The sequence below is a fragment of the Arthrobacter sp. CJ23 genome (assembly GCF_024741795.1).
GTDB lineage: Bacteria > Actinomycetota > Actinomycetes > Actinomycetales > Micrococcaceae > Arthrobacter.
Window position 1 is genome coordinate 568091 of sequence record NZ_CP102950.1, and the last position, 22951, is coordinate 591041.

General features: G+C 67.2%; 19 protein-coding genes, 1 tRNA gene and 1 other RNA gene. 9 read left to right on the top strand and 12 right to left on the bottom strand.

Going from position 1 to position 22951, the window contains the following annotated elements:
* Positions 1-32: 32 nt before the first annotated feature.
* From NVV90_RS02545 to NVV90_RS02555, 3 genes are all read right to left on the bottom strand, one after another.
* A complete protein-coding gene (locus NVV90_RS02545) occupies positions 33-971 on the bottom strand; it encodes a 3-methyladenine DNA glycosylase (protein ID WP_258439631.1) in 939 nt (312 codons plus the stop codon).
* Positions 958-1536: a subtilase-type protease inhibitor gene (locus NVV90_RS02550; protein ID WP_258439632.1), complete on the bottom strand. Its 579-nt coding sequence runs from the start codon at positions 1534-1536 to the stop codon at positions 958-960. The genes NVV90_RS02545 and NVV90_RS02550 overlap by 14 nt, the downstream gene beginning before the upstream one ends.
* Positions 1537-1610: 74 nt before the next feature.
* Complete coding sequence (locus NVV90_RS02555) at positions 1611-2093, bottom strand: MarR family winged helix-turn-helix transcriptional regulator (protein ID WP_258439633.1); 483 nt, start codon at positions 2091-2093, stop codon at positions 1611-1613.
* Positions 2094-2230: 137 nt separating this feature from the next.
* On the opposite strand from NVV90_RS02555, the gene NVV90_RS02560 reads away from it, so the two are divergent.
* Both NVV90_RS02560 and NVV90_RS02565 read left to right on the top strand, forming a co-directional pair.
* A complete protein-coding gene (locus tag NVV90_RS02560; protein WP_396125380.1) occupies positions 2231-2425 on the top strand; it encodes a hypothetical protein in 195 nt (64 codons plus the stop codon).
* A gap of 130 nt (positions 2426-2555) precedes the next feature.
* A complete protein-coding gene (locus NVV90_RS02565) occupies positions 2556-2735 on the top strand; it encodes a hypothetical protein (protein WP_396125381.1) in 180 nt (59 codons plus the stop codon).
* 164 nt (positions 2736-2899) lie between these two features.
* Here NVV90_RS02565 and NVV90_RS02570 read toward each other — a convergent pair whose 3' ends face one another.
* Complete coding sequence (locus NVV90_RS02570) at positions 2900-4246, bottom strand: aspartate kinase (RefSeq protein WP_258439635.1); 1347 nt, start codon at positions 4244-4246, stop codon at positions 2900-2902.
* 264 nt (positions 4247-4510) lie between these two features.
* Between NVV90_RS02570 and NVV90_RS02575 the strand changes: the two genes are divergently transcribed.
* Genes NVV90_RS02575 through NVV90_RS02585 form a run of 3 tightly spaced genes read left to right on the top strand, consistent with a single transcriptional unit; the run spans position 4511 to position 7804 of the window.
* The gene (locus tag NVV90_RS02575; protein ID WP_396125382.1) at positions 4511-5446 is read left to right on the top strand and encodes an ABC transporter ATP-binding protein; all 936 of its coding nucleotides are present in this window, start codon (positions 4511-4513) and stop codon (positions 5444-5446) included.
* Positions 5447-5459: 13 nt separating this feature from the next.
* The gene (locus tag NVV90_RS02580; RefSeq protein ID WP_258439638.1) at positions 5460-6626 is read left to right on the top strand and encodes an ABC transporter permease; all 1167 of its coding nucleotides are present in this window, start codon (positions 5460-5462) and stop codon (positions 6624-6626) included.
* 8 nt (positions 6627-6634) lie between these two features.
* Positions 6635-7804, top strand: coding sequence for a hypothetical protein (locus NVV90_RS02585; RefSeq protein WP_258439639.1), 1170 nt, complete (start codon positions 6635-6637; stop codon positions 7802-7804).
* 16 nt (positions 7805-7820) lie between these two features.
* Here NVV90_RS02585 and NVV90_RS02590 read toward each other — a convergent pair whose 3' ends face one another.
* The 4 genes from NVV90_RS02590 to ffs form a co-directional block, all read right to left on the bottom strand.
* On the bottom strand, positions 7821-8399 hold the full coding sequence (locus tag NVV90_RS02590) for a GNAT family N-acetyltransferase (protein ID WP_258439640.1): 579 nt from the start codon (positions 8397-8399) through the stop codon (positions 7821-7823).
* 5 nt (positions 8400-8404) lie between these two features.
* Complete coding sequence (gene recR, locus NVV90_RS02595) at positions 8405-9004, bottom strand: recombination mediator RecR (protein WP_207617040.1); 600 nt, start codon at positions 9002-9004, stop codon at positions 8405-8407.
* Between the two features lie 95 nt (positions 9005-9099).
* On the bottom strand, positions 9100-12174 hold the full coding sequence (locus NVV90_RS02600) for a DNA polymerase III subunit gamma and tau (protein WP_258439641.1): 3075 nt from the start codon (positions 12172-12174) through the stop codon (positions 9100-9102).
* Between the two features lie 33 nt (positions 12175-12207).
* An RNA gene (gene ffs, locus NVV90_RS02605) (signal recognition particle sRNA small type) lies at positions 12208-12304 on the bottom strand.
* Positions 12305-12832: 528 nt separating this feature from the next.
* Between ffs and NVV90_RS02610 the strand changes: the two genes are divergently transcribed.
* On the top strand, positions 12833-13321 hold the full coding sequence (locus NVV90_RS02610; RefSeq protein ID WP_258439642.1) for a hypothetical protein: 489 nt from the start codon (positions 12833-12835) through the stop codon (positions 13319-13321).
* 220 nt (positions 13322-13541) lie between these two features.
* Here the strand turns inward: NVV90_RS02610 and NVV90_RS02615 are convergent, their stop codons facing one another.
* A complete protein-coding gene (locus NVV90_RS02615; protein ID WP_258439643.1) occupies positions 13542-14432 on the bottom strand; it encodes a hypothetical protein in 891 nt (296 codons plus the stop codon).
* 9 nt (positions 14433-14441) lie between these two features.
* Complete coding sequence (locus tag NVV90_RS02620; RefSeq protein ID WP_258439644.1) at positions 14442-14792, bottom strand: hypothetical protein; 351 nt, start codon at positions 14790-14792, stop codon at positions 14442-14444.
* Between the two features lie 152 nt (positions 14793-14944).
* Between NVV90_RS02620 and NVV90_RS02625 the strand changes: the two genes are divergently transcribed.
* Complete coding sequence (locus NVV90_RS02625) at positions 14945-16816, top strand: PA domain-containing protein (protein ID WP_258439645.1); 1872 nt, start codon at positions 14945-14947, stop codon at positions 16814-16816.
* Between the two features lie 374 nt (positions 16817-17190).
* A tRNA-Ser gene (locus NVV90_RS02630) sits at positions 17191-17275 on the top strand.
* Between the two features lie 104 nt (positions 17276-17379).
* Here the strand turns inward: NVV90_RS02630 and NVV90_RS02635 are convergent.
* Complete coding sequence (locus NVV90_RS02635) at positions 17380-18279, bottom strand: LysR family transcriptional regulator (RefSeq protein WP_258439646.1); 900 nt, start codon at positions 18277-18279, stop codon at positions 17380-17382.
* 125 nt (positions 18280-18404) lie between these two features.
* Between NVV90_RS02635 and NVV90_RS02640 the strand changes: the two genes are divergently transcribed.
* Positions 18405-21869 carry a proline dehydrogenase family protein gene (locus NVV90_RS02640; RefSeq protein WP_258439647.1) on the top strand — a complete coding sequence of 1155 codons (3465 nt, stop codon included), beginning with the start codon at positions 18405-18407 and terminating at the stop codon, positions 21867-21869.
* An 85-nt stretch (positions 21870-21954) separates the two neighbouring features.
* Here the strand turns inward: NVV90_RS02640 and NVV90_RS02645 are convergent, their stop codons facing one another.
* Positions 21955-22866 (bottom strand): oxygenase MpaB family protein, encoded by a 912-nt coding sequence (locus NVV90_RS02645; protein WP_258439648.1) that lies wholly within the window; start codon positions 22864-22866, stop codon positions 21955-21957.
* Positions 22867-22951: the final 85 nt, after the last annotated feature.

Consider the following 22951-nt stretch of genomic DNA (forward strand, 5'->3'; position numbering starts at 1 on the left):
ACCTTTCGCTGGGTGGCGGCGGGTGCGGCAGCCTAGGCCGGCTTCAGGAGCGGGTGGTCCAGAAGCGGCTGCACGGCTGCGAGCACGCGGGCCCTCAGTTCCTGGGATTCGGCGGCGAAGGCCCGCTGGTACTCAACGTACTCGGCCTTGCCCTGCGCTGTCTCGATCCTGATGGGCGGGTAGCCCCATTCTTCAAGGTCGTAGGGGGAAGCCTGCATGTCCATGGCGCGGATCCGCCAGGACAGCTCGAAGCAGTCCATCACCAGTTCGCTCGGCAGGGCCGGGGCCAGCTTGTAGGCCCACTTGTAGAGGTCCATGTTGGCGTGGAGGCAGCCGGGCTGTTCCATGGTGCGCTGGTTCTCGCGGGTGGGCGTGAGCTCGTTGAGCGGGATGGCGTCCGGGGTGTAGAAGCGGAAGGCATCGAAGTGCGAGCAGCGAATCCGGTTTTCCTCCACCACCGTGTCCGTGCCTTTGGAACCGAGCCTCAGCTGCAGGTATTCGTGCCGGAGGTCGAACTTGTCCTGTCGGTAGACCATGGCCCACTCGTGCAGCCCGAAGCAGCCGAACTGGCCCGGCCGCGCCGCGGTGCCGGCGAGGATGATCCCCGCGAAACGCACGGCCTCGGTGCGTTCGGCCAGGAACCGTTCGCGGTCAAAGGTGACCGCCACGGTGCCCGACGGCAGGCCCGCGGCCGCCAGCCCGGCGTCGTCGAGCACCGTGTAGAACTTCCATGCGGCGCGCTCGGCAGCGCGCTCGCCGGACAGCACCACGCCGTCGCCCGGGTGCCAGCGCAACAGCTGGCCCGGCTTCTGGGTGTAGTAGGTGAAGAGGAAATCCTCCACGGGGTGCTTGCGCCCGGCGGAGCGCCGGGCCAGGTAGGGATCGGCGTAGCGGGCCACGCGCGCGTGATGGGCGGCCTCCAGCCCGAGCCATTGCTCTTGCGGGAGGTGCTGGGGCCTAGGCTGCTCCACCGGAGGAACCAAGGATGTCGCGGACGGCGTTCCACGCCGAGATTTCGCAGCCGTTGGTGAGGCTGTAGGACACGTTGACCTCGACGCCGTCCACGGCGCCGGTGACCTGGGCCGTCTGCGGCCCGCCGTACTGTTCGGTGCAGATCTGGTCAACGGATTTGGGCTTGCGCTCCAGCAGCGCCGGGTTGCTTTTCAAGGCCGTGCAGCCCGCGGCGGCGGTGGGGTGCTTGCTTTCGGCGGCCGGGGCGCCGTCGCGGCAGACGAGCGTGTAGCTCAGCGGTGTGGCGGCGGGCGAGTCCATGATGAGGATCGAGAGTTCGGCGTTGCCCTGGCCGGGGGTGACTTCCGTGCCGGGGTAGGAGAGCGAGGGGTCCGGGGTCATGTCCTCGGGGCCCAGCGTGGTGGGCTGCGCGCCGGTGGTGGGCGAGGCGGACTGGGTGGCGGACGACGGCGGTGCGGAGCCAGTGCCGCTTCCGCCGGGGGCGGCCGGCGGCCCGGCCGTGCAGGCGGCGAGTCCGGCCACGGCAAGGAGCGCCAGCAATGGCCGTACTGTTCGCATGCGCATGGACTCTCCTAGGTTTCTGCCATTTTACGCCTCTTGACGGTTTGGGCTTTGAATCAGCCTCATACGTCTGCGGCTCAGGCGTGTGCGCCCGGCACGTGCTGCGTGGCCGCGATGAGGCCCGTCATGGCCTTGTGGAGTCCGGCGACTTCCTCGCGGCTCAGCTGCAGGCGTTCCATGATGATTCCCGGCACGGCGGTGGCTTGCTGCCGGAGGGCCGTGCCCGCCTCGGTGAGCGTGATGGCCAGGGCGCGCTCGTTGCCGGGGATGCGGCCGCGGGTCACCAGGCCGGCTTCCTCCAGGCGGCGCAGGATGGGCGAGAGGGTGGCCGGTTCATGCAGCAGTGCCTCGCTGACGTCCTTGAGGGTGCGCGGGCTGCGCTCCCACAATGCCAGCATGACGAGGTACTGGGGATGCGTCAGCCCCAGCCGCTCCAGCACGGGCTTGTAGATCCCCACCACGCTGCGCGAGGCGACCGTCAGCGCAAAGCAGAGCTGGCGCTCCAGCAGGAGGTCGTCGTCGTTCCCGGTCTCCGGGGTGATCTCACGGACCGTCGTCACGGTTTGCCTCCAGCGTTGTTCGGTGTTGCTGTTAGGTGAATTGATTAGTGCACTAATTATTAGTGTACTCTTGAACCATACTACCTTTGAAAGGGGAGTCGATCCGGGTGGCCAAGGAATCCCTTACCCACAAGTTCATGCGCGCCACAGGCCGGCTGCGGGTCATTTTCGGGCCCGCGCACAGCAGCTCGCTGGACCATGAGATGACCCAGGAAAACCGCAGGCTGCTCGCACAGCGCCAGGCGGAAGCCCAGCAGTGGGAAACGCTCCGGCGTCCGGACGGAAGCACCTACGTGGTGCCGAAGAACCCCGAGGACAAGTCCCTGCGCTGAGCCGGATCCCGGGCCTTTTCGGGCTTCCGGGCGTAAGATTGGCTCACTGGAACCACCAGGCCCGGCCATTCGGCTGGACCTCGCTGCGGGGAAGGAGGTGGAAATTGTGGGACATGCACTCGACACCTTCATGAGGGTGACGGAACGCCTGCAGGCGCTCTTCGGCCCGGCAACCCAGGGCGACACCAAAGCGCCCGTGGTCCACAAGCACGACGTCTTTGAATCGGCTTCGCAGGAAGACCTCGAGCACTTCGTTGTAGAGACCGATGCCGAGGGCCATCACTACGGTGTCCGCAAGGAAGCCGACTGAAACCCGAGCGGGCTGAACGTCACGCCGACTAAAGCAAAAGGACCGGAGCGCGAGCCCCGGTCCTTCCATGTTTAATGCCCGACGGCGGCCTGCCGCCGGGCTGTTGGGCCCACGCCGCCCGGGTTCCCTGGCCGAGCGGAGCGAGGCTAGGGAGGCGGTGGGGACTAGCGGCCGGTGCCGCCGTAGACGGTGGCTTCGGCTTCGCCGTCGAGCTCGAACGCGGCATGGATGGCGCGCACGGCCTCATCCAGCTTGTCAGCGCTGGTGACCACGGAGATGCGGATTTCCGAGGTGGAGATCATGTCGATGTTGATGCCGGCGTCGGAGAGGGCCTTGAAGAAGGTGGCCGAAACGCCCGGGTGAGAACGCATGCCCGCGCCGATCAGGGAGAGCTTGCCAACGTGCTCGTTGTACTCGATGCTCTCGAAGCCGATTTCCTCTTCGGCCGCGCGCAGGGCGGCGAGGGCCTCTGCACCTTCGACGATCGGCAGGGTGAACGAGATGTCCGTGCGGCCGGTGCCGTGGGTAGACACGTTCTGGACGATCATGTCGATGTTGGAGTGCGCCTTGGCGATCACCTGGAAGATCGCGGCGGCCTTGCCCGGAATGTCGGGAACGCCAACAACGGTGACCTTGGCTTCGGACCGGTCGTGTGCAACGCCGGAGATGATTGGCTGCTCCAAGGCAACTCCCTCTTGAATGGTGGACTTGTCATCGGCGCCGGGAATGACCCAGGTGCCTTCGTGCTGGCTGAATGAAGAGCGGACGTGCAGCGGCACACCGAAGCGGCGGGCGTACTCCACGCAGCGCAGGTGCAGGATCTTGGCGCCGGAAGCCGCCAGTTCCAGCATCTCCTCGCTGGAGATGCGGTCGATCTTCTGGGCGGCCGGAACCACGCGCGGGTCCGCCGTGTAGATGCCGTCAACGTCCGTGTAGATCTCGCAGACATCGGCCTCGAGGGCGGCGGCCAGTGCCACGGCCGTGGTGTCGGAGCCGCCGCGGCCCAGCGTGGTGATCTCGTTGGTGCTGCGGCTCATGCCCTGGAAGCCGGCCACAATCGCGATGTGGCCCTTGTCCAGGGAAGTGCGGATGCGGTGGGGGTCGACGTCGATGATCCGGGCCTTGCCGTGGATGCCGTCCGTGATCATGCCGGCCTGGGAACCCGTGAAGGACTGGGCCGAAGCGCCGTACTTGTTGATGGCCATGGCCAGCAGGGCCATGGAAATGCGCTCGCCGGCGGAGAGGAGCATGTCCATCTCGCGGGCCGGAGCGGAATCGGTCACCTGGGCGGCCAGGTCCAGGAGCTCATCGGTGGTGTCGCCCATGGCGGAGACCACCACGACCACCTCGTTTCCGGCCTTCTGCGCGTCCACAACACGACGTGCAACCCGCTTGATGCCTTCGGCGTCCGAAACCGAGGAGCCGCCGAACTTCTGCACGATCAGCTGCTTGGTGACGGCAGCCTCGACGGACAGCTCTTCGGTCTTCACTTCGGTAGTGGGCATACTCATGCGCGCACCCTCACAGGATCACTAGGGTTCGAAATCCGGCCGCCAATTTGGGCATGCCGGTGTGGCTTATTCCGCCAGTTTATCGCCGCCCCGAGCCGGCGCGGGAATTGTGACCAAATAGCGGCCACACACCGCGTATCCGTGCGGAGCCGTGCGGCGTACCATCGGCGTATGACCCAGAGTGCCGGCGGAATGCCGGGCGGTGATCCGGCGCCGGATGCCCGCGCCGATGGGGGCGTGCCCGGGGCTGCTGCACCGGGCGTCATGGCACCGGGCGCCACAATGCTTGGCGTCACGGCCCAGGGGGTTTCCCGCCGCTTCGGGAGCGTCCATGCCGTCGAATACATGGACTTCCACGCCCCGGCCGGCAAGGTCACCGCGCTCATCGGGCCCAACGGCGCGGGCAAGACCACGCTCCTGCTGATGCTCGCCTCGCTGCTCCGGCCCGATACAGGAACCATCCGCATCGACGGCTTCGACCCCGTCCGCCACCGCGCCACCGTCCGGCGCAAAGTCGGCTGGATGCCGGACACCCTGGGCGTGTGGGAATCATTGACTGCCCGCGAGATCCTCACCCAGATCGCCCGTTTCTACCGGCTCCCCGCCGAAAGCCGCGGCCAGCGGGTGTCCCATCTGCTGCATGCTGTCCGGCTGGACACCCTGGCCGACCAGCCCGCCCGGGTGCTGTCCCGCGGCCAGCAGCAGCGCCTCAGCCTGGCCCGCGCCCTGATCCACGACCCCTCCGTGCTGCTCCTGGACGAACCTGCCTCGGGGCTGGACCCGGGATCCCGGGTGGAACTGCGGAACCTGCTGCGGCAACTGGCCGCTGCCGGGAAGGCCGTGGTGGTGTCCTCGCATGTGCTCAGCGAACTGGACGAGATCGCCGACGGCGCCGTGTTCGTCAATCAAGGCCGCACCGTCAAGCAGCAGACGGTCGACGAAGCCGCCAAGGAGGGCCGCCGCTATTCCGTCACCGCCCTCGACGGCGTTGCGCTCAGTGCCAGGCTGCACGAGTTCGGGCTGGTCTTCCGCGCGGAAGGCGGCCGCCGCCCGTCCGTGAGCCTGGTGCTGATGGACGACGACGACGCCGCCACCCTGCTCAAGCGGCTCGTCGATTCGGGCGTCGGCGTGGTCAGCTTCGCGCCCACCACCGGCGCCCTCGAGGAGACGTACATGACCCTGGACGCGGAACGACGATGAACGGGGACCGGCCATGAGCCTGGTGGGCGACAGCACCGGCACCCCGGCGGAAGCGAGGCGTCCCGCCCCGGCAGGGAACGCCGTCGTCGCTTATTTTGCGGGCATCCGCGATGTAGTGGTGCTTGAAATGAAGCAGCGGCTCCGTTCCCGCGGCTGGTACATCATGCTGGGCATCTGGTTCGCGCTGATCGCGCTGGTGAGCTGGCTGACGTGGGCCAGCTGGAACGCCAGCCAGCAGTACATGCAGCCCGTACCCGACTCGGTACTGCGCGAGCCCAGCGGGCCCGGATCCATGATCTTCGAGGTGGTGCTCGCGTTCGTGCTGCTGTTCGGGCTGCTGGTGGCGCCCGCCCTGTCCGCGAATGCCGTCAACGGCGACCGTGCGGGCGGGACCCTGGCCATCCTGCAGATCACCCTGCTCAGGCCCGGCCAGATCCTGTGGGGCAAGTTCTGCGCGGCCTGGCTGGCGGCGCTCGCGTTCCTGGTGACCAGCACGCCGTTCCTGGTGTTCGGCGTGATGCAGGGCGAGATGACGCCCGGGCACGTGCTGGTGTCCCTGCTCATGCTGGCCGTGGAACTGGCCGTGGTGTGCGGGATAGGAGTCGGGATTTCGGCGCTGGCGGGGCGGCCGCTGTTCTCGATCGTGGTCACGTACCTCACCGTGGCCGGACTGGTGGTGGGGACGCTGATCGCGTTCGGGCTGGGCACGCAGCTCACCCAGGGGACCGTCCTGGCCAACAATCCACAGTATTCGTACATGGAAAGGCAGTTCCCGGTACCGAACACCAACGGCCAGCCCGACCACACATGCGTGGGACCGCTGGAAGAGCACCCCGCGTACCGCACCGAGCGCGTTGCCTGGGTGCTCGCCATGAACCCCTACGTTGTGGTGGCCGATGCCATTCCTTACCCGGACCGCAACGTCCAGGGCATGAACTACCCCTACCCCGGCATGATCGAGTCCATCAGCCAGAGCTCCCGGTACGCGCTGGCCGGCCCCGAACACACCTACCCCTGCGCCAACGGCGTGCCGCACCCGCAGTACCTGGGCCAGACCACCCCGCTGTGGCCGCTCGGGCTGGGGCTGCAGCTGGTGCTGACCGGGCTCCTCATGTGGCTGGGCTGGCGCTCGCTGCGGACCCCCGCACACCGGCTGGCGCGCGGCACCCGGATCGCGTAGCCCGGCCCATGCCCGCCGCGAACGATCCGCTCCCGGAGGAGCCGCTCTTCGAGGACATCGGCAGGGGCGTGATTGACGACGGGGCCTCGCGGGGGTTTGGGAGCGGGTTCGACGGCGGCCTCCGCGGTTCTGGGTTCGACGGCCGGTTCGAGAGTTCTGGGCCCGACGGCGGTGCTCCCGACGACGATGCTGGTGCCGGGGCACGCCGCCCCGCGGCGTTCGGCGCCGTCCGGGAGGCGTGGCGGGATGCCCGGCCGGCCTTCGCCAGCGTCCGCTTCTGGTTCACCGTGTTGTGTGGCCTGCTGTTTGCCATCGGCGGCAGCATGGCGGTGGCAGCGTGGGGTGCCTCCGACGGCTGGTTCGCCTCGGACAGCGGGGGATGGTTGGCGCCGGCTGTGGGCGTTGCGGGCCTCTTCCTGGCGGCGGCTTTGCTGGCCGTGGTGGCGGCCGTTTTGGGCGTTCGCTGGGGATTCCACTCAGCGCATCCGTACCTGGCGCCGGTGCTCGGCGGTGTGCTGGGCGCCGGCGTCCGTGGACTGGCATTCGCGCTGCCGGCCGGCTTGCTGCTGCTGGGATATGGCTTGGTGGTGGGCACGCCGGCGGCCGTTGTGCCCGCCGTCGGGGTCATGGTCTTTGAGTTCTTCGCTTTCGGCGCGATCGGCGCCGGCGCCAGGGCATGCTTCGCGGGAACCCTGCCCGGCGGTGTGCTCGCCTGGCTCCTGGCCGCGGCCATGTGCGTTGGCAATGTGGTGGCCATGGCGATGCTGCTGCCGGGCACGCTGGTGGATGAACCGGCGTCCGTGGCCGTCAATGTGAAGCGCGACAGCATTGGCCGGTACACGTACTACGAGTGCATCGGCGAGCCCGTCCGGAGTGAAACCGTGCTGCATTCGGAACGCGTGGCGTGGCTCGGGGCCATGCATCCGTCCGTGCTGTTCGGCACCGTGGCTGTGGGATCCGTTCCCGTGGAAGAAGATCTCGCGTGGGTCCTGGACGGCATGCAATGGGCATCCGAAGGGCCTGCCTGGGATGTGCCCTGCCTCAACGGGGCGTCCAGCGAAGAGCTCCCGACGCCGATGCCCCTCGCCTTGATTGGATGGGCAGGACAGCTCGGTGTGGCCGCCGTGGTGACCGTACCGGGCCTGCTGCTGGCGCGTCGGCGCGCGCATCGGGGGTAGGGGTGGTCTGAAGGCCTCAAGGCGTGGCGGAGACGTCCAAGCGGTAGCGCCATGACGGCAATGCCTTGCCATGGCTGTCCTGCTCTGCGGTGAAGTGCCGGTCCTTCGTGAAGCCGAGGCTTTCCAACAGCCGCCTGGAAGCTGTGTTTGGTTCGTAGACGCCGGCGAAGATGGTGTTCGCACCGCGTTCATGGGCCAACCAAGCCACCAATGCTTCCGCTGCTTCGCGGCCGTACCCCAGACCTTGGTGGTCCGGGTGCAGGATGTAGCCAAGCGAGGGGTGGTCTGAAGGCAGTTTGCCGGCCAGGGGCGGTTCGGCCGTGTTCCACGTCCGGGCGTCGCCAATGACCTCGCCGTTTGCCCGGAGCACGATGGCCCAGCCGAGGTGATACCAGCCAACCGTGGACGATGCCGCGCGTATCAGCTGCTCGGCAAGGCGCTTGGTATTTTCCTCAGCACCCAGGGCTTCGTGGGAGAGATACCTTGTGGCATCCTGGCGACCGCGAAAGCGGAGGACGGCATCGGCGTCGTCGGCTTTCAGCAGGCGCAGCTCAAGGCGTTCGGTGAGAACCGGGGTGATCCCTGCTGCGTGCATCAGTATCAGGCCAGGGCGTTGCGGCGGCCCTCGAAGGCACGGCCCAGGGTGACCTCGTCGGCGTATTCCAGGTCTCCGCCCACGGGCAGGCCGGACGCGAGCCGGGTCACCGTGATGCCGATGGACTTGAGCATGCGTGCCAGGTACGTGGCCGTCGCTTCGCCCTCCAGGTTGGGGTCCGTGGCGATGATGATTTCCTGGATGGCGCCGTCATTGAGCCGCGTGAGGAGTTCGCGGATGCGCAGCTGCTCGGGCCCGATGCCCGCGATCGGATTGATGGCGCCGCCGAGCACGTGGTACCTGCCCCGGAAGGACCGGGTGCGCTCCACGGCCAGGACGTCCTTGGACTCTTCGACCACGCAGATCACCGAGGGATCGCGGCGCGGGTCGCGGCAGATGTTGCACAGTTCCTGCTCGGTCACGTTGCCGCAGACCGTGCAGAACTTCACGCGCTCCTTGACCGTGGTGATGGCCGTGACGAGGCGCTTCATGTCCTCGGGATCGGCCTCGAGGATGTGGAACGCCAGGCGCTGCGCCGATTTGGGCCCGACGCCGGGAAGCCGGCCGAGCTCATCAATCAGCTCCTGAACTGCACCTTCGTACACAATGTCCTCGTTCGTTCGATATCAATTCTTCGCTGCGGCGCCGGGCCTGGCTTCGCCTGCCTGCTTCTGGGCTTGCCACACCGCGGTGGCGGCAGTTAGCGGGCCTGCAGGGGAGTGCCGTCCAGGGCCCGTACTTCGAGCAGCTTTGCGCCCAGAATACGCTCCACCGCGGCCCGGCCAAAGAGCTTGGAATCCTCGATGGTTTCGTCGTCCGGGCTCGGAATTTCCTCGACCGCCGGGGCGGCGGATTCCTGGGCCCGGACCGGCGCCTGCTGGCGTCCGGCCTGGGCTTCCGGGCTGTTCGTGAGCCGCTGGTACAGGCTTTGCCGGCCCGTGCCGCGGTCAGCCGGAGCGGGCTCCTCCATGGTTGCGACGGACCCGTGCGACTCCGCCAGAGTGCTTGCCTGGGAGGTGGCAGCGGTTGCTGCTGCGGCGGCGGGCGCAACCGGCCAGCCCGACGACGGCGGGATGTCCCAGCCGGACGGCACGGGAACCGTGGGCATCTGGGCGGCGGCCGGCTCGTAGACGGGCGGCGCGGGAGGCTCGTGCACGGCCTGTGCCTGTTCCTGTGCCGAAGCCTGCTCGGCTGCAGCCTGCGCGCCCACATTGGACGCGCTGCCGACAACCCAGGACCCAGGAGACTGCTCCACTGCACGCGACCAGGGGTCTTGAGCGGTGTCGGGAGCCGATGCCTGGTCCACGGCTGTGCCGACGGCTGCTGACTTCGCCGCAGCTTTGGCAGCGGCCGCCTTTGACGGTGTGGCCTTCTTCGGCGCGGCCGCGGGAGGTGCGGCGTTTGCGGAGCGTGCTGCCGGGGCAGGCGGATAGCTACCTGTCGGTTCCCAATCGGCGGGAGGTTCCTCGTCCAGGGGCGGGGCGTCCTCGTCGCGCGGCGGTCCCCAGTCGTCATCCGGGTAAGCGTAATCGCCGGTGGACTCAGGCGTGGCTGGAGGGGTTGCCGGTGTGGTCGGCTGGGCAGCGGCGGAAGCCGGTGCGGACTCCGGGGCGGCAGGGGGCAAGGCAACTGAAGCAGGTGCCGTAGCAGGAGCACCCCACGCAATAGCGGGCGCCGCCGCAGCAGCGGATGCCGCCGCCGCCGCCGTCGTCGGCTCTGCCGGACCTGGCGCTGCCTGGACCGGCTCTGCCTGGACAGGTGCTACCTCAGTCGAGGGATCTGCAGGCATTGCAGGAGCCAGACCCCACGCAGCATCGACGGCCGAAGTCGGGGCCGGAGCCGAAGTTGGGGCCTCGCGGCTAGGTGCAGTGACCTCTGGGCCGGGCGCCGGGACGTCCGGGCTAGCCGGTGCTTTTGGGTTTGGCTCAGAGCTCGCTGAGCTGTTGGTCCCGCCGGCGACCGCCACGATCTGGCAGTCGATGCCGATGGTCTTGTGGATCGCCTGCCGGAGGTTCTCGGCGTGGTCCGCCCGGCCGAAAGCTCCGGCGAGGCCCGCCGTGGTGAAGGCAAGCGTGAGCTGCTGGCCGTCGAAGTGGGCTACCTGGGCATTCGGTTCCACCAGGGCCCAGGTGCTGCGCTTGATCTTGGTCAGCGTCTGCAGGACTTCGGGCCAGGCGCGGCGCAGGGCCTCGACGTCGCCTGCTCCAGCAGGGCGGGGCGCCTGCAGTGCGGGAGCCGCTTGTGCGGGAGCCGCTTGTGCGGGAGCCGGCGACGGAGATGCGGCCGGAGGCGCTACGGGCGCCGGAGCTTGCGGCTCCTCAGCTTCGGCCACCGGGGACGGAGCCTGCGCTGCAGGAGCCTGCGTCGCAGGAGCTTGAGCGGGGCGCCCGGCAGGCTGGCGCTCGTCGACGGGCCAGTCCGCGGTGGACACGCGCGGTGCCGTCAGCGGTTCCCGGGCAGGTGAATCGGCGGGAGCCGGCGCCGGCGCTTCCGCCGCCGGGGCAGGCACGGGCGCAGCTGCAGGCGCGGACACGGGCACCGGCGCAGCAACAGGCGCGGGCGCAGCGGAGGCAACCGGCGCGGCCATGGGAGCAGCGGCGCCTTCACCATAGTTGAGGCGGCGTTCCACACGGTCGATCCTGGCCGCAATGCCGCGCTCTGTCTGCTCCGAACTGGGCAGCAGAATGCGGGCGCACAGAAGCTCAAGGTGCAGCCGCGGCGAGGTGGCGCCGGTCATCTCGGTGAGGGCCGTGTTGGTGACGTCGGCCGCGCGGGAGAGCTCGGCGGCACCGAGGTTGTGGGCCTGGCTGCGCATGCGGGCGATCTGGTCGGCAGGCATGCCGCGCAGGATGGCGTGGGCATTCTCGGGCATCGCCTGGACGATGATGAGGTCGCGGAAGCGCTCCAGGAGGTCCTCCACGAAACGGCGGGGATCGTGGCCGGTCTGGATGACGCGGTCCACGGCCCGGAAAACAGTGGCGGAGTCGGCCGCGGCGACCGCCTCCACGACGTCGTCGAGCAGTGACGCATGGGTGTAGCCGAGCAGTGCAACGGCGAGCTCGTAGTCGAGGCCGCTGGGGCCGGCACCGGCCATGAGCTGGTCCAGCACCGACAGGGTGTCACGGACGGAGCCGCCGCCGGCACGGATGACGAGCGAGAGCACACCGGGCGCCACGGGCACGTTCTCCTGCTGGCACAGCAGTTCCAGGTAGGCCATGAGCGGCTCCGGCGGCACCAGCCGGAAGGGGTAGTGGTGCGTGCGCGAGCGGATGGTGCCGATGACCTTGTCCGGCTCCGTGGTGGCGAAGATGAACTTGATGTGTTCCGGCGGCTCTTCGACGATCTTCAGCAGGGCGTTGAAGCCTGCCGAGGTGACCATGTGGGCTTCGTCGATGATGAAGATCTTGTAGCGGTCCCGGACCGGGGCGAAGGTGGCGCGCTCGCGCAGATCGCGGGCGTCGTCGACGCCACCGTGGCTGGCGGCGTCGATCTCGATGACATCCAGCGAGCCGGAGCCGCCGCGGGCGAGTTCAACGCAGCTGGGGCAGACGCCGCAGGGGGTGTCCGTGGGGCCCTCGGCGCAGTTCAGACAGCGGGCCAGGATGCGGGCGGACGTGGTCTTGCCGCAGCCGCGCGGACCGGAGAAAAGATAGGCGTGGTTGACACGGTTCTTGCGCAGGGCCGTCATCAGGGGGTCGGTGACGTGTTCCTGCCCGATAACGTCCGCGAACGAATCGGGGCGGTACCTGCGGTAGAGGGCAGTAGTAACAGTCACAGGGTCAACCTAGCCGTAGGGGATGACATTTAAATAAGTGACCCCTCATGCACCCGCCAGAGCCCATCTACCCTTGCTACCTTCCGGTCCTGGGGGAGTTCAACAGGATGACGCCACATGAGGGGCCGTCGACAAGCTTACCCGAAGATCAAGCCCCGTTCGAATCCTCCGGAAGGTGGGCGGTTTGGACCGCCCGACAGCGCGTGGTCGGGGCCCCTGCTGCCGCGATTCTGAATCTCATCAACTGGATCGTCGCAGTGTCGGTGGGGACGAATAGGATCGATGAAGGTTGCCGGAGATTGGGGGACTGAGCTGCGATGGGAACGGGCGACTGGGTGGAGCCATCCGAGGTGTCCGGAGAACTCCATAAGGACGTGTTTGCGGCCGTAAAGCTGCTAGTCGAAGCAGGGTGGAAGCTCCGCAGGCAAGGTCACAAGTTCTATCTGTACTGCCCGTGCGGCGACGGAGGTGCCCAGCTCCGCGTGGACGGTACTCCGAGGAACCCTTCCTGGTGCGCCAAGAACTTGCTCCGGGACGCCCGAAGATGTCCGGGCCAACACGAGTTGCTGCGGTCGCGACGATAGATGTTGGTAATTGTTAGATACCAAGTTGGTAGAAGTTGTTGTCAGTTGTCAACACTCGGATCTAAAGTTGAACCATGACGAACAACGCGCCGTTCGAACTCCGCTTCCGATTGGGGGAACTCCCTGAGGATGTGGAAGACCACATCGTGGGGCAACTCGGTGGCGCCATTGCCCTCTTTGCGGGCGTCCCGTACGTGACGCTCCTGCAGGATGCTATCAGCGGTGCGGATGCCGCCCACTATGCACTTGCAGCGCTGCGCGACCTTGGTGCCACCGTCACTGCGCTCGATCCCGACTACGTCACCCGAAGTGAAATCGCTGAGCGCCTGGGTGCCACCCGGCAGGCCGTGGCGCACTGGGTTTTGGGCAAGCGGCAGGCCGATTTCCCGTTCCCCGAGCCGGCAGTCCAGGCAGGGGCAACCCTTTGGTGCTGGTCGGACATAGTAGAGTGGGCGATTTCATCGAAGCATCAGGTCGACGAAGGTGCGCGGCTTCTGACAGCCGATGAAATCGCCATAGTCAACGGCCAGTTGGCAGCGGGCCGCATGCCCGCTCTCGTCTAACTACCGTCACCCGTCAGTGGCCGGTTCCCGCGAGGGCAGGTCAGGGCATGCCAGCGCTACAGCAGATAATGCGGCGCGTCTTCAAGCCCGAAGTTCCGCTCCAGCGTCGTGATTCCTTGGGCCTTCATGTCTGTGGCCAGCTGTACCCTCAGGCGCAGGTACCCATCAATCCTCACTTTCAAAGTCCGTCTCCCGTTCAGTCCAAGGACAGCTCCCGAAGCTACGTCAACGGCCCGGTGCGTCGGCGCAGGTCGAAAATTTCCCACGCCTGGGGTATCAGATCGAACGCCACGTCGCACATGCGCCGAAGCTGTTCCATTCCTCCGCCCTGAAACGCATCATCTCCGGCGGGGCCGCTCGCGTCCTCGTAACCGCTTCCTTCGGCTGACGTCCACTCCAGCCCATGCGAGTAGCCGCTGCAGAACTGCCAGGCATGGATCAGCCCAGGAGGCAGCCCGCTGCTGGAACGCAGCTCCTTGAGAATCGCCGTCTCCGTGCGGTTCTTGGTTGCATATCCCCAGCTGCCGTCGGCTTTCTGGCGGAACATCGGGGGCAGCCGCAAGGCCTCCGCTGATGAATTCAGCGCCCGGCGGAGGCCGTCAAAGTATTCCGTCGCGCCAGCATGTCGCTCCGGGTGGAATTCACCAAGGTAGGCGTCCCAGAACGCGGCACCGTTGAACACCTCCCGGGATACGAGCACCAGGCCCCGCCTCGCACGTTCGCCAGGGCTCTCCGGCAAAAGCGCCCACAATACCGTCGCCGTGCACTCAATGATGGTGCGCACCAGGGCATACGGCGCATGGGTCTGCCTTCGGAAATAGATTCTGCCGTCGGGCGCCTCGATGAAGAGGAGGCGCCGAAGCGCCAGCAGATTGTCCATCGCGGCCACGAGCGACTGCTTCAGCAGATGGCTTACGCTGCGTGACGAACTGAACCGGTCATCCAACAGGTGAAGAGCCGAACCGTTCTCGACGCGGCCAACGTTCACTCGCCGGTCGCAGAGCGACTCCAGGACCTTCATGCGGTCAAGGATGATTTTCGCGGCGAGGCCTTCTTCGTCTGCTCCGTCCAACGATCCCGCAGAGTCAAGTGGTATTTGCCTATCGTCCACGCAGTGATCCTAGCTCTCCGGCGGACCTGGCGGGAAAGGCCGCCACCCGTTTACCGGCCAGCTCATGAACGCCGGCTCCTCATAAGGGTGCGTGGCGCGCAGGGCCTGCACCACGCCGTCGAGCACGTCCTCCTCAACCACGCACTCAACCCGGATTTCCGGCACCTGCTCGCCCTGCCCCACGGCCCCGATGTACGGCCGTGCGCCGGGCAGGGGAGTGAAGCGGCCGGTGCCCGGCGAGGTAAATGAGCAGTGCGAATAGTCGCCGATCCGGCCCGCTCCGGCGTCGCCGATGGCACCCAGAACCGCCTCCGCGTGGGACTCCGGGACGTACACCACCAAGGCATGCAGCTGGGTCATGGATCCATCCTGCCATTCTCGGCTGGAGCGGGACCGGCATTCCTCAAATGCATATTTGAATGAAAATATCAAGTCATTCCAATGTGTGAGACGAAGAATAGAGTTTTTCATGTTCGCCCGGAACACCAATTGGACCCAGACCAAGGAGTGTCATGGCTAAGTTATCTGTTAAGCGCGGGGCGGTGGTGCTGCTGTCGGTCGCCGGACTAATCATCGCAGCAACACCCTTTGCCGCGGCGCATCCCAGTGACAATGGCGCGGTGTCGGTTGAGGATGGCGCCCGCGACACCCATCAGCACGGCACCACGGCCGGTCACTTGCCGGCAACCCAATCCAACGTGGACCTCATCTCCAAACTGAAATTGAAGAACGCCGTCCCGGAGAAGATCGCCGATGTCGGCGTCTTCAACAACTACGCCTACCTCGCCGCGTGGGGTGTCGTCGACTGTACGTACAACGGTATACACGTGGTCAACATCAAGGACCCCGCAAAGCCGAAGGAGGTTGCCTTCATTCAGTCCAAGGAAGGCAGCTACCCGGGCGAGGGAATCCAAGCCCTGCATGTGGACACGCCGTCCTTTACCGGCGATCTGCTGGTCAGCAATAACGAGAAGTGCAAGCCCAAGGCAGGATTCGGCGGCATGAACCTCTATGACGTGACCAACCCTGAGCACCCCACGCCGCTGGCCGAGGGCGTCGGGGACTCCACGGTCGCCGGTCAGGGCAAGAAGGCGGCCAACGAGATCCACAGCGTTTTCGCGTGGGATGCCGGCGACAAGGCCTATGCGGTCATCGTGGACAACGAAGAGGGCTCCGACGTCGACATCATGGACATCACCGACCCGAAGAAGGCCTTCCTCACGGCCGAATATGACCTCGACCAGACGTTCCCGCAGATCCTGCAGAGCGCGCCATCAAATCTGACCGAGGTGTTCCTGCATGACATTGTCGTCAAGGAGATCGGCGGCAGGCAGGTCATGCTCCTGTCCTACTGGGACGCCGGCTACGTGGCCGTCGACATGACCGACGTGCATAACCCCGTCTACCTCGGCGACACGGACTTCACCAACCCGGACCCGGAGCTCCTGGAGTCGACCGGACTGTCGGAGAAGCCCGAAGGCAACGGTCACGAAGCCGAGTTCACGCTGGACAACAGGTACGTGATTGGAGCCGACGAGGACTTCTCACCCAACTCGGCAGAGGGGTTCACAGACGACACCGCGGCTCCCTATCAGGCCTCGCAAGGCAGTGACACCCCGCAATTGCCTGGCGGCCAGTCGCTGACTGGCGACGCAGTCTACGTGGGTCGTGCATGTATCGGTGATGCTGCTGTTCCACCTGCTCCGACTACGGCGAGCGGCCAGCAGATCGCAATCGTCACCCGGGGCCTCTGCACGTTCACAGAGAAAGCTGCAAGCGTGGACGCGGCACTGGGCTATGAGGGCATGGTGGTGGTCAACCGTGAAGGCTCCGACGGCTGCGGCCTGTTCGGAATGACCATAGCCGGCAACACTCCCGCGTTCTCGGTGGACCGCAAGACGGGATTCGGGTTCTTCGACAAAGAGGCCTCCTATGACAACGCGGCCTGCCTGGCCGGCGCGGCCAGCGAGATTCCAGGCGTGAGCCTGGGAGACATCGGCGACGTCGTCACGCTCCATGCGATCTTTGACGGCTGGGGCTATGTGCACCTCTTCGATAACTCGGCGGGCAAGATGGCCGAACTGGACACCTATGCCATCCCCGAGGCGCACGACCCGGCCTTTGCGACGGGCTTTGGCGATCTCTCTGTGCATGAGGTGGCCACGTCGCACCAACGGAATGACCTGGCGTACTTCTCCTACTATTCCGGAGGATTCCGCGTGACCAAGATCGTGGACGGCAAGCTGGTTGAGACCGGCCGTTTCATCGATGAGGGCGGAAACAACTTCTGGGGTGTCCAGGTATTCGAGAAGGACGGCATCGAATATGTTGCTGCGAGCGACCGCGACCACGGGCTCTACATCTTCCGGTACACCGGAGGCTGAGCAGGCATTTTCGAGTGGGCGGGGCGGCCGTGCCTTGGGCGCGGCCGCCCCGCCTCCGTGCGATCGGGACGGTCCGCCGGAACGTCGTCGGATACTTTTGTCGCGCCGTTCCATTGCATATCCGCAGAACAGGGCGGAACATGGGGTATGTACACCGATTGGGGCAATCTCCTGATTGTGAGCTGTGGGGCCTGGGTGCCTGGGCCGGACCCGGCAGCTCAATGGTGGTACCGCAGGAATGGGCGCATTGGGGGCGTCCATTTTTTCGTTAACGAATCTGCTCGTCGCCGCGCCCGCTGTGGACGCCTGGACGCCCGATTGGGTGATGCGGAAAATGTCAGGTACAGTGGAACCTGCTTTTGATTCAGAAGCAAGGAGAATTCGCCTAGCGGCCTATGGCGCACGCCTGGAACGCGTGTTGGGTTAACGCCCTCGGGGGTTCAAATCCCCCATTCTCCGCGGTTGGCCCCGGTCCCAGGACCGGGGCCTTTTGCGTATCCGGAAGCCAGCGCCCGACGGCCAGCGCCCGACGGCGGTGCGGGCCTTGGGCGCCCGCCAAACGCCTACCCCTGCGCCGCAGCAACCCTTTCCAGCACTTCCCGGCAGGCCAGGATGGCCGGGTGGATGCGGCCGGCCGTGCGCGTCGAGGTGAACACGGTCCGCTTCGGGAGCCCGGGAAGCTCGAGCAGCTGCACGGGGCGGGTCCGGCCGGTCCATACCAGGTCCGGCATGAGGGCCACGGCGTTCCCGGATTCGATGAGGCGGATCTGGGCCTGAAGGTCGGCGGTTTCGTAACGGACGTCCGGCTCGAATCCGGCGGAGCGGCAAGCCTGCTCGGCCCAGTGCCGGGAGGCGGCGCCCCGCGGCTCCATGACCCACGCCATGGAAGCGGTATCGGCCAGAGAGGACACCGCCTCCCCGCCGAGCCCCAGCGGGGGAGTGGCCAGGCGGAGGGCATCGCTCGTCAGTACAGCCCGGTCCAGGCCGGGGTGGTGCGGCGCGGCGTGGCCGGGGTACTGCTCGGCCACCACCAGGTCGAAGTCCCGCGCCCACGTCTCGTACAGGGCAGTCTCGGGTTCACGCTGGATCATCTCGACACGGACCTCGGGGAACTCCCCGCTCATGATCGTGAGGAAGTCCGGCAGCAGGGCCAGCGCCGCCGACTGGAACACCGCCAGCCGCACGGTGCCGTTCACGGTGGACAGCGAGGCGGCAAGGTCCGTCTCGGCCCGTTCCAGGATTTCCAGCAGCGAAGCGGTGTGGGACACCAGGATCTCCGCCTGCGGTGTCAGCTGCACCCGCCGGCCGGTCTTCCGGAGCAGCTCAACCCCGGCTTCCTTCTCCAAAAGGGTCAGCTGCTGGGAGACCGACGACGGGCTGTACTGCATCGCGGCGGCCACCTCGGCGAGGGTGCCCCGGATCTTCAATTCATGCAGCAAACGCAGTCTGCGGACGTCCAGCATGGCAGCCTCCAAAACATCGGAAAAAGTAAGCAATATTCTTCGGAAAAGGTCGCTTTTCCTAACGTGATTGTAGATCCATACTGGTGGAAACGAAGCACCTCATCGCCCCAGAAGGAACGACACCCATGAACAGCTCCACCCGGGATGCCACCATCAACAGCACCCAGGACTCCGGGCACCAGGAACTGGCCCACGAGGCCACTGCCCTGGTCCGCCACTGGCTCACCGAGGCCAGCAAGATCCCCGTGGACGTCTCCGCCCAGCGCCTTGCCGGTGTCCTGAAGGACCCCAGCGGCCTGGACTTCACCGTCGGATTCGTCGACGGCGTCATCCGGCCCGAGGACCTGTCCGTCGCTGGCCGCAACCTTGCCCGCCTGGCCCCGAAGGTTCCGGCGTTCCTTCCCTGGTACATGCGCGGAGCCGTCCGGCTGGGCGGTGTCATGGCCCCGGTCCTGCCGCAGATCGTCATCCCGATCGCCCGCCGCGTGCTGCGCGAGATGGTGGGCCACCTGATCGTGGACGCCACCGACGCCAAGCTGGGCCCGGCCATTTCCAGGATCCGCCAGGACGGCGTGCACCTGAACGTCAACCTGCTCGGCGAGGCAGTCCTGGGCGAGCACGAGGCGCAGCGCCGCCTCGAGGGCACCCTCAAGCTCCTGGCCCGGGACGACGTGGACTACGTCTCCATCAAGGAATCCTCCACCGTGGCCCCGCACTCCCCGTGGGCCTTCGACGAGGCCGTGGACCACATCGTGGAGAAGCTCACCCCGCTCTACCGCCTGGCCGCGTCCTTCCCCAAGCCCAAGTTCATCAACCTGGACATGGAGGAATACAAGGACCTTGGCATGACCATCGCCGTGTTCAAGCGGATCCTGGACATGCCGGAGTTCAAGAACCTCGAGGCCGGCATCGTGCTCCAGGCCTACTTGCCGGACGCCCTGTCCGCGATGCAGGAGCTGCAGGAATGGGCCTCGGCCCGCCGCGCAGGCGGCGGAGCGCCCATCAAGGTCCGCGTGGTCAAGGGCGCCAACCTGCCCATGGAGCAGGTGGAAGCCTCCCTGCACGACTGGCCGCTCGCCACCTGGGGCACCAAGCAGGACTCTGACACCAACTACAAGCGCGTCATCAACTACTCGCTGCACCCGGACCGGATCAGGAACGTCCGGATCGGCGTGGCCGGGCACAACCTCTTCGACGTCGCCTTCGCCTGGCTGCTCGCCAAGGAACGCGGCGTAACGGCAGGCATCGAGTTCGAGATGCTCCTCGGAATGGCCACCGGCCAGGCCACGGCCGTCCGCAAGGACGTCGGCAGCCTCCTCCTCTACACGCCGGTGGTGCACCCGGGCGAATTCGACGTCGCCATCGCCTACCTGATCCGCCGCCTCGAAGAGGGCGCCAGCCAGGACAACTTCATGTCCGCGGTGTTCGAACTGAGCGAAAACGAGGCGCTCTTCGAACGCGAGAAGCAGCGCTTCCTTGCCTCCCTCGCGGAGTTGGATGACGAAGTCCCGGCGCCCAACCGCATCCAGGACCGCCGCCTTCCGGCCGAGCCTGCCCCGCTGGAGGGCTTCCGCAACACCCCGGACACCGACCCCGCACTCCCGGCCAACCGCGCCTGGGGCCGTGCCATCCTGGACCGCATCCCGGGCTCCACGGCCGGCAACGCGATCGTCGAGTCCACCAATGTCAGCGACGCACAGGAACTGGACCGCATCATCGCCAGCGCCGTGGAGGCAGCCGAAAAGTGGGGCGCGCTCCCGGCCGCCCAGCGCGCAGCCATCCTGCACCGCGCCGGCGACATCCTGGAAGCCCGCCGTGCCGAGCTCCTCGAGGTCATGGCCTCCGAGACCGGCAAGACGATCGACCAGGGCGACCCCGAGGTCAGCGAGGCCATCGACTTCGCGCACTACTACGCCGAGCGCGCCAAGGACCTGGAAAGCGTCGACGGCGCCACCTTCGTCCCCGCCAAGCTCACCGTGGTGACCCCGCCGTGGAACTTCCCGGTGGCGATCCCGGCGGGCTCCACGCTGGCAGCGCTCGCCGCCGGCTCCGCCGTCGTGATCAAGCCTGCCAAGCAGGCCCGCCGTTCCGGTTCCGTCATGGTGGACGCCCTCTGGGAAGCGGGCGTGCCGCGCGAGGTGCTGGCGCTCGTCCAGCTCGAAGAGCGCGAACTGGGCACCCGGCTGGTCTCGCACCCCAGCGTTGACCGCGTCATCCTGACCGGCGGCTACGAGACGGCCGAGCTGTTCCGCTCCTTCCGCCAGGACCTGCCTCTTCTTGCGGAAACGTCCGGCAAGAACGCCATCATCGTCACCCCGAGTGCCGACCTGGACCTCGCCGCCAAGGACGTGGTGCACTCCGCGTTCGGGCACGCCGGGCAGAAGTGCTCCGCGGCGTCGTTGGTGATCCTGGTGGGCTCCGTGGCCACCTCGGACCGTTTCCGCAACCAGCTGGTGGATGCCGCCCGCTCGCTCACCGTGGGCTACCCAGCGCAGGCCACCACCCAGATGGGCCCCATCATCGAGCCGGCCAAGGGCAAGCTCCTCAACGCCCTGACCACCCTGGGCGACGGCGAAAGCTGGGCGGTCAAGCCTGAGCGCCTCGACGAGAGCGGACAGCTCTGGTCCCCGGGCATCCGCTCCGGCGTCAAGCGCGGCTCCTACTTCCACCTGACCGAGTTCTTCGGCCCGGTCCTGGGCGTCATGACGGCGGCCACCCTGGAGGAGGCCATCGCCATCCAGAATGAGATCGAATACGGCCTCACCGCGGGCCTGCACTCCCTCGACTCGGCTGAAATGGGCGTCTGGCTGGACACGATCCAGGCCGGCAACCTGTACGTCAACCGGGGCATCACCGGCGCGATCGTGCAGCGCCAGCCGTTCGGCGGCTGGAAGAAGTCGGCCGTCGGCGCGGGCACCAAGGCCGGCGGACCCAACTACCTGATCGGCCTGGGCAGCTGGCTTCCCGCCGAGCCGAAGGCCCAGCGCGGCACCGTGCTCCAGGGCGCCGCGGCACGGCTCCTCGCCGCAGCGAAGTCTGCCGGCGACGCCGTCTCCGCGACGGAAGCAACAGCCCTGCAGCAGGCCCTTTTCAGCGACGCCGCCGCCTGGGATGCCGAGTTCGGCACCCGCAAGGATGTTTCGGCGCTGACCGCCGAGCGCAACGTGTTCCGCTACCGTCCGGTGCCCGTCACCGTCCGCCTCTCCGAAGGCGAGCGACTCTCTGAGCTGCTCCGCGTGGTGGCTGCCGGCGCAGTGGCGGGATCGGCACTCAAGGTGTCCTCCGCCGCCGGGCTCCCGGACGCTCTGGTCTCCGTGTTCGCGAGCCTGGGCGTCAGCGTCCGGATCGAGGACGACGCCGCGTGGCTGGCCCGTGCGTCAGCGTTCGACGCCGGCCGGATCCGCCTGATCGGCGGGGACAGCAGCGCGCTGAGCGCCGCCCTGGGTGGCCGCCCCGACGTCGCGATCTACCACGGCACGGTCACTCCGGCCGGGCGCATCGAGTTGCTGCCGTTCCTGCGCGAGCAGGCCGTCAGCATCACGGCACACCGCTTCGGCACCCCGAACCACCTCTCGGACGCGCTGATCTGACCCTGAGGAACGCCAGGGTTCGCAGCCCCGCGGCAGCCGGGCAGGACGGTCACCAACCGCCCTGCCCGGCTGCTGTGTTTAGCGGTTACGCTTCAAACCCCAGCCGCCGGAGCCGCTCCCGGGCGGCCAGTTCGCTGGAGCTGACCGGACCCAGCGCAAGGCGCACGACGCCGAGGGTCGCCCGCGCCGCGGACCTCGCCGGGAAGGGGACCGGCCCGATCCGGGCCAGCTGCAGGCCCAGCAGCTCACGGTATTTCGGTTCGAGGCTCGCGACGGCGGCCGCGAACAGGATGCGGTACCCGGGCTTGAGTGTGGGGTGCAGGGGCGGGTGGTGGATGAAGGCCACGGTTTCGGCCAGGCGTTCGTCCGCGAGCAAATCGCCGGAACAATACCAACGGTCGAGGTCAGCGCGCACCGCGGCTTCTGTGAGCGGGGGAGACTCGATGCCCATGAGCCGGCCGGCCTGCGCCCATTCGCGCACGTAGGCGTCGGGTCCGCCGGGAACGGGGCGGCCCCAAATCCGGTTGGCCGCGAGGAACGAATCGGCGTAGGCCACATGGACCCAGGACAGGAGCTCCGGATCGTTGGCCGCGTACCGGCGGGTGGATCCGTGCGCGTCCACGTAGCTGCCTTGCACATACTCGTGGATCTTCCGAACGCGGTGCGTGGCCGCCTGGGCGGCCTCGGTGGAACCGTACGTGACCGTGAAGATCCAGCGGATGGTGCTCGCCAGCCGGCCGAGTGGATCCTCCTTGAAGCCCGAATGGTCGTACACGCCGGCCAGCGCCCCGGGATGCAGGGACTGCATGAGCAGCACACGGATGCCCGCCACGATGGTGGACATCGAGCCGTGCACCGCCCACACGGCGGACCCCGGAAGGTGATATCCGGCGTCGTTCCCGTCCGCCAGGCGCGGCACCCACTCGGGCGTCGAATCCGGCTGCCCGGTGAACGTCCGCCTGATCTCTCCCTGGACTTCCTTGAGGTAGTTCCTCATGGCACCCATTCTTGCGCAGCACCCGCCGTTGGCGCAGCTATCTGGGCGGGCCCCGCTCGCGGAAAAGGTCCGGGCCCGCTGTGTG

What these genes read in the sequence shown, in the direction of transcription:
- NVV90_RS02625 (WP_258439645.1), top strand. Translation starts at nt 14,945, where the DNA reads ATGGCTAAGTTATCTGTTAAGCGCGGGGCGGTGGTGCTGCTGTCGGTC.
- NVV90_RS02575 (WP_396125382.1), top strand. Translation starts at nt 4,511, where the DNA reads ATGGCACCGGGCGCCACAATGCTTGGCGTCACGGCCCAGGGGGTTTCC.
- NVV90_RS02550 (WP_258439632.1), bottom strand. Translation starts at nt 1,536, where the DNA reads ATGCGCATGCGAACAGTACGGCCATTGCTGGCGCTCCTTGCCGTGGCC.
- NVV90_RS02590 (WP_258439640.1), bottom strand. Translation starts at nt 8,399, where the DNA reads ATGCACGCAGCAGGGATCACCCCGGTTCTCACCGAACGCCTTGAGCTG.
- NVV90_RS02565 (WP_396125381.1), top strand. Translation starts at nt 2,556, where the DNA reads ATGAGGGTGACGGAACGCCTGCAGGCGCTCTTCGGCCCGGCAACCCAG.
- NVV90_RS02580 (WP_258439638.1), top strand. Translation starts at nt 5,460, where the DNA reads ATGAGCCTGGTGGGCGACAGCACCGGCACCCCGGCGGAAGCGAGGCGT.
- NVV90_RS02645 (WP_258439648.1), bottom strand. Translation starts at nt 22,866, where the DNA reads ATGAGGAACTACCTCAAGGAAGTCCAGGGAGAGATCAGGCGGACGTTC.
- NVV90_RS02570 (WP_258439635.1), bottom strand. Translation starts at nt 4,246, where the DNA reads ATGAGTATGCCCACTACCGAAGTGAAGACCGAAGAGCTGTCCGTCGAG.
- NVV90_RS02640 (WP_258439647.1), top strand. Translation starts at nt 18,405, where the DNA reads ATGAACAGCTCCACCCGGGATGCCACCATCAACAGCACCCAGGACTCC.
- NVV90_RS02560 (WP_396125380.1), top strand. Translation starts at nt 2,231, where the DNA reads ATGCGCGCCACAGGCCGGCTGCGGGTCATTTTCGGGCCCGCGCACAGC.
- NVV90_RS02585 (WP_258439639.1), top strand. Translation starts at nt 6,635, where the DNA reads ATGCCCGCCGCGAACGATCCGCTCCCGGAGGAGCCGCTCTTCGAGGAC.
- NVV90_RS02610 (WP_258439642.1), top strand. Translation starts at nt 12,833, where the DNA reads ATGACGAACAACGCGCCGTTCGAACTCCGCTTCCGATTGGGGGAACTC.
- NVV90_RS02620 (WP_258439644.1), bottom strand. Translation starts at nt 14,792, where the DNA reads ATGACCCAGCTGCATGCCTTGGTGGTGTACGTCCCGGAGTCCCACGCG.
- NVV90_RS02635 (WP_258439646.1), bottom strand. Translation starts at nt 18,279, where the DNA reads ATGCTGGACGTCCGCAGACTGCGTTTGCTGCATGAATTGAAGATCCGG.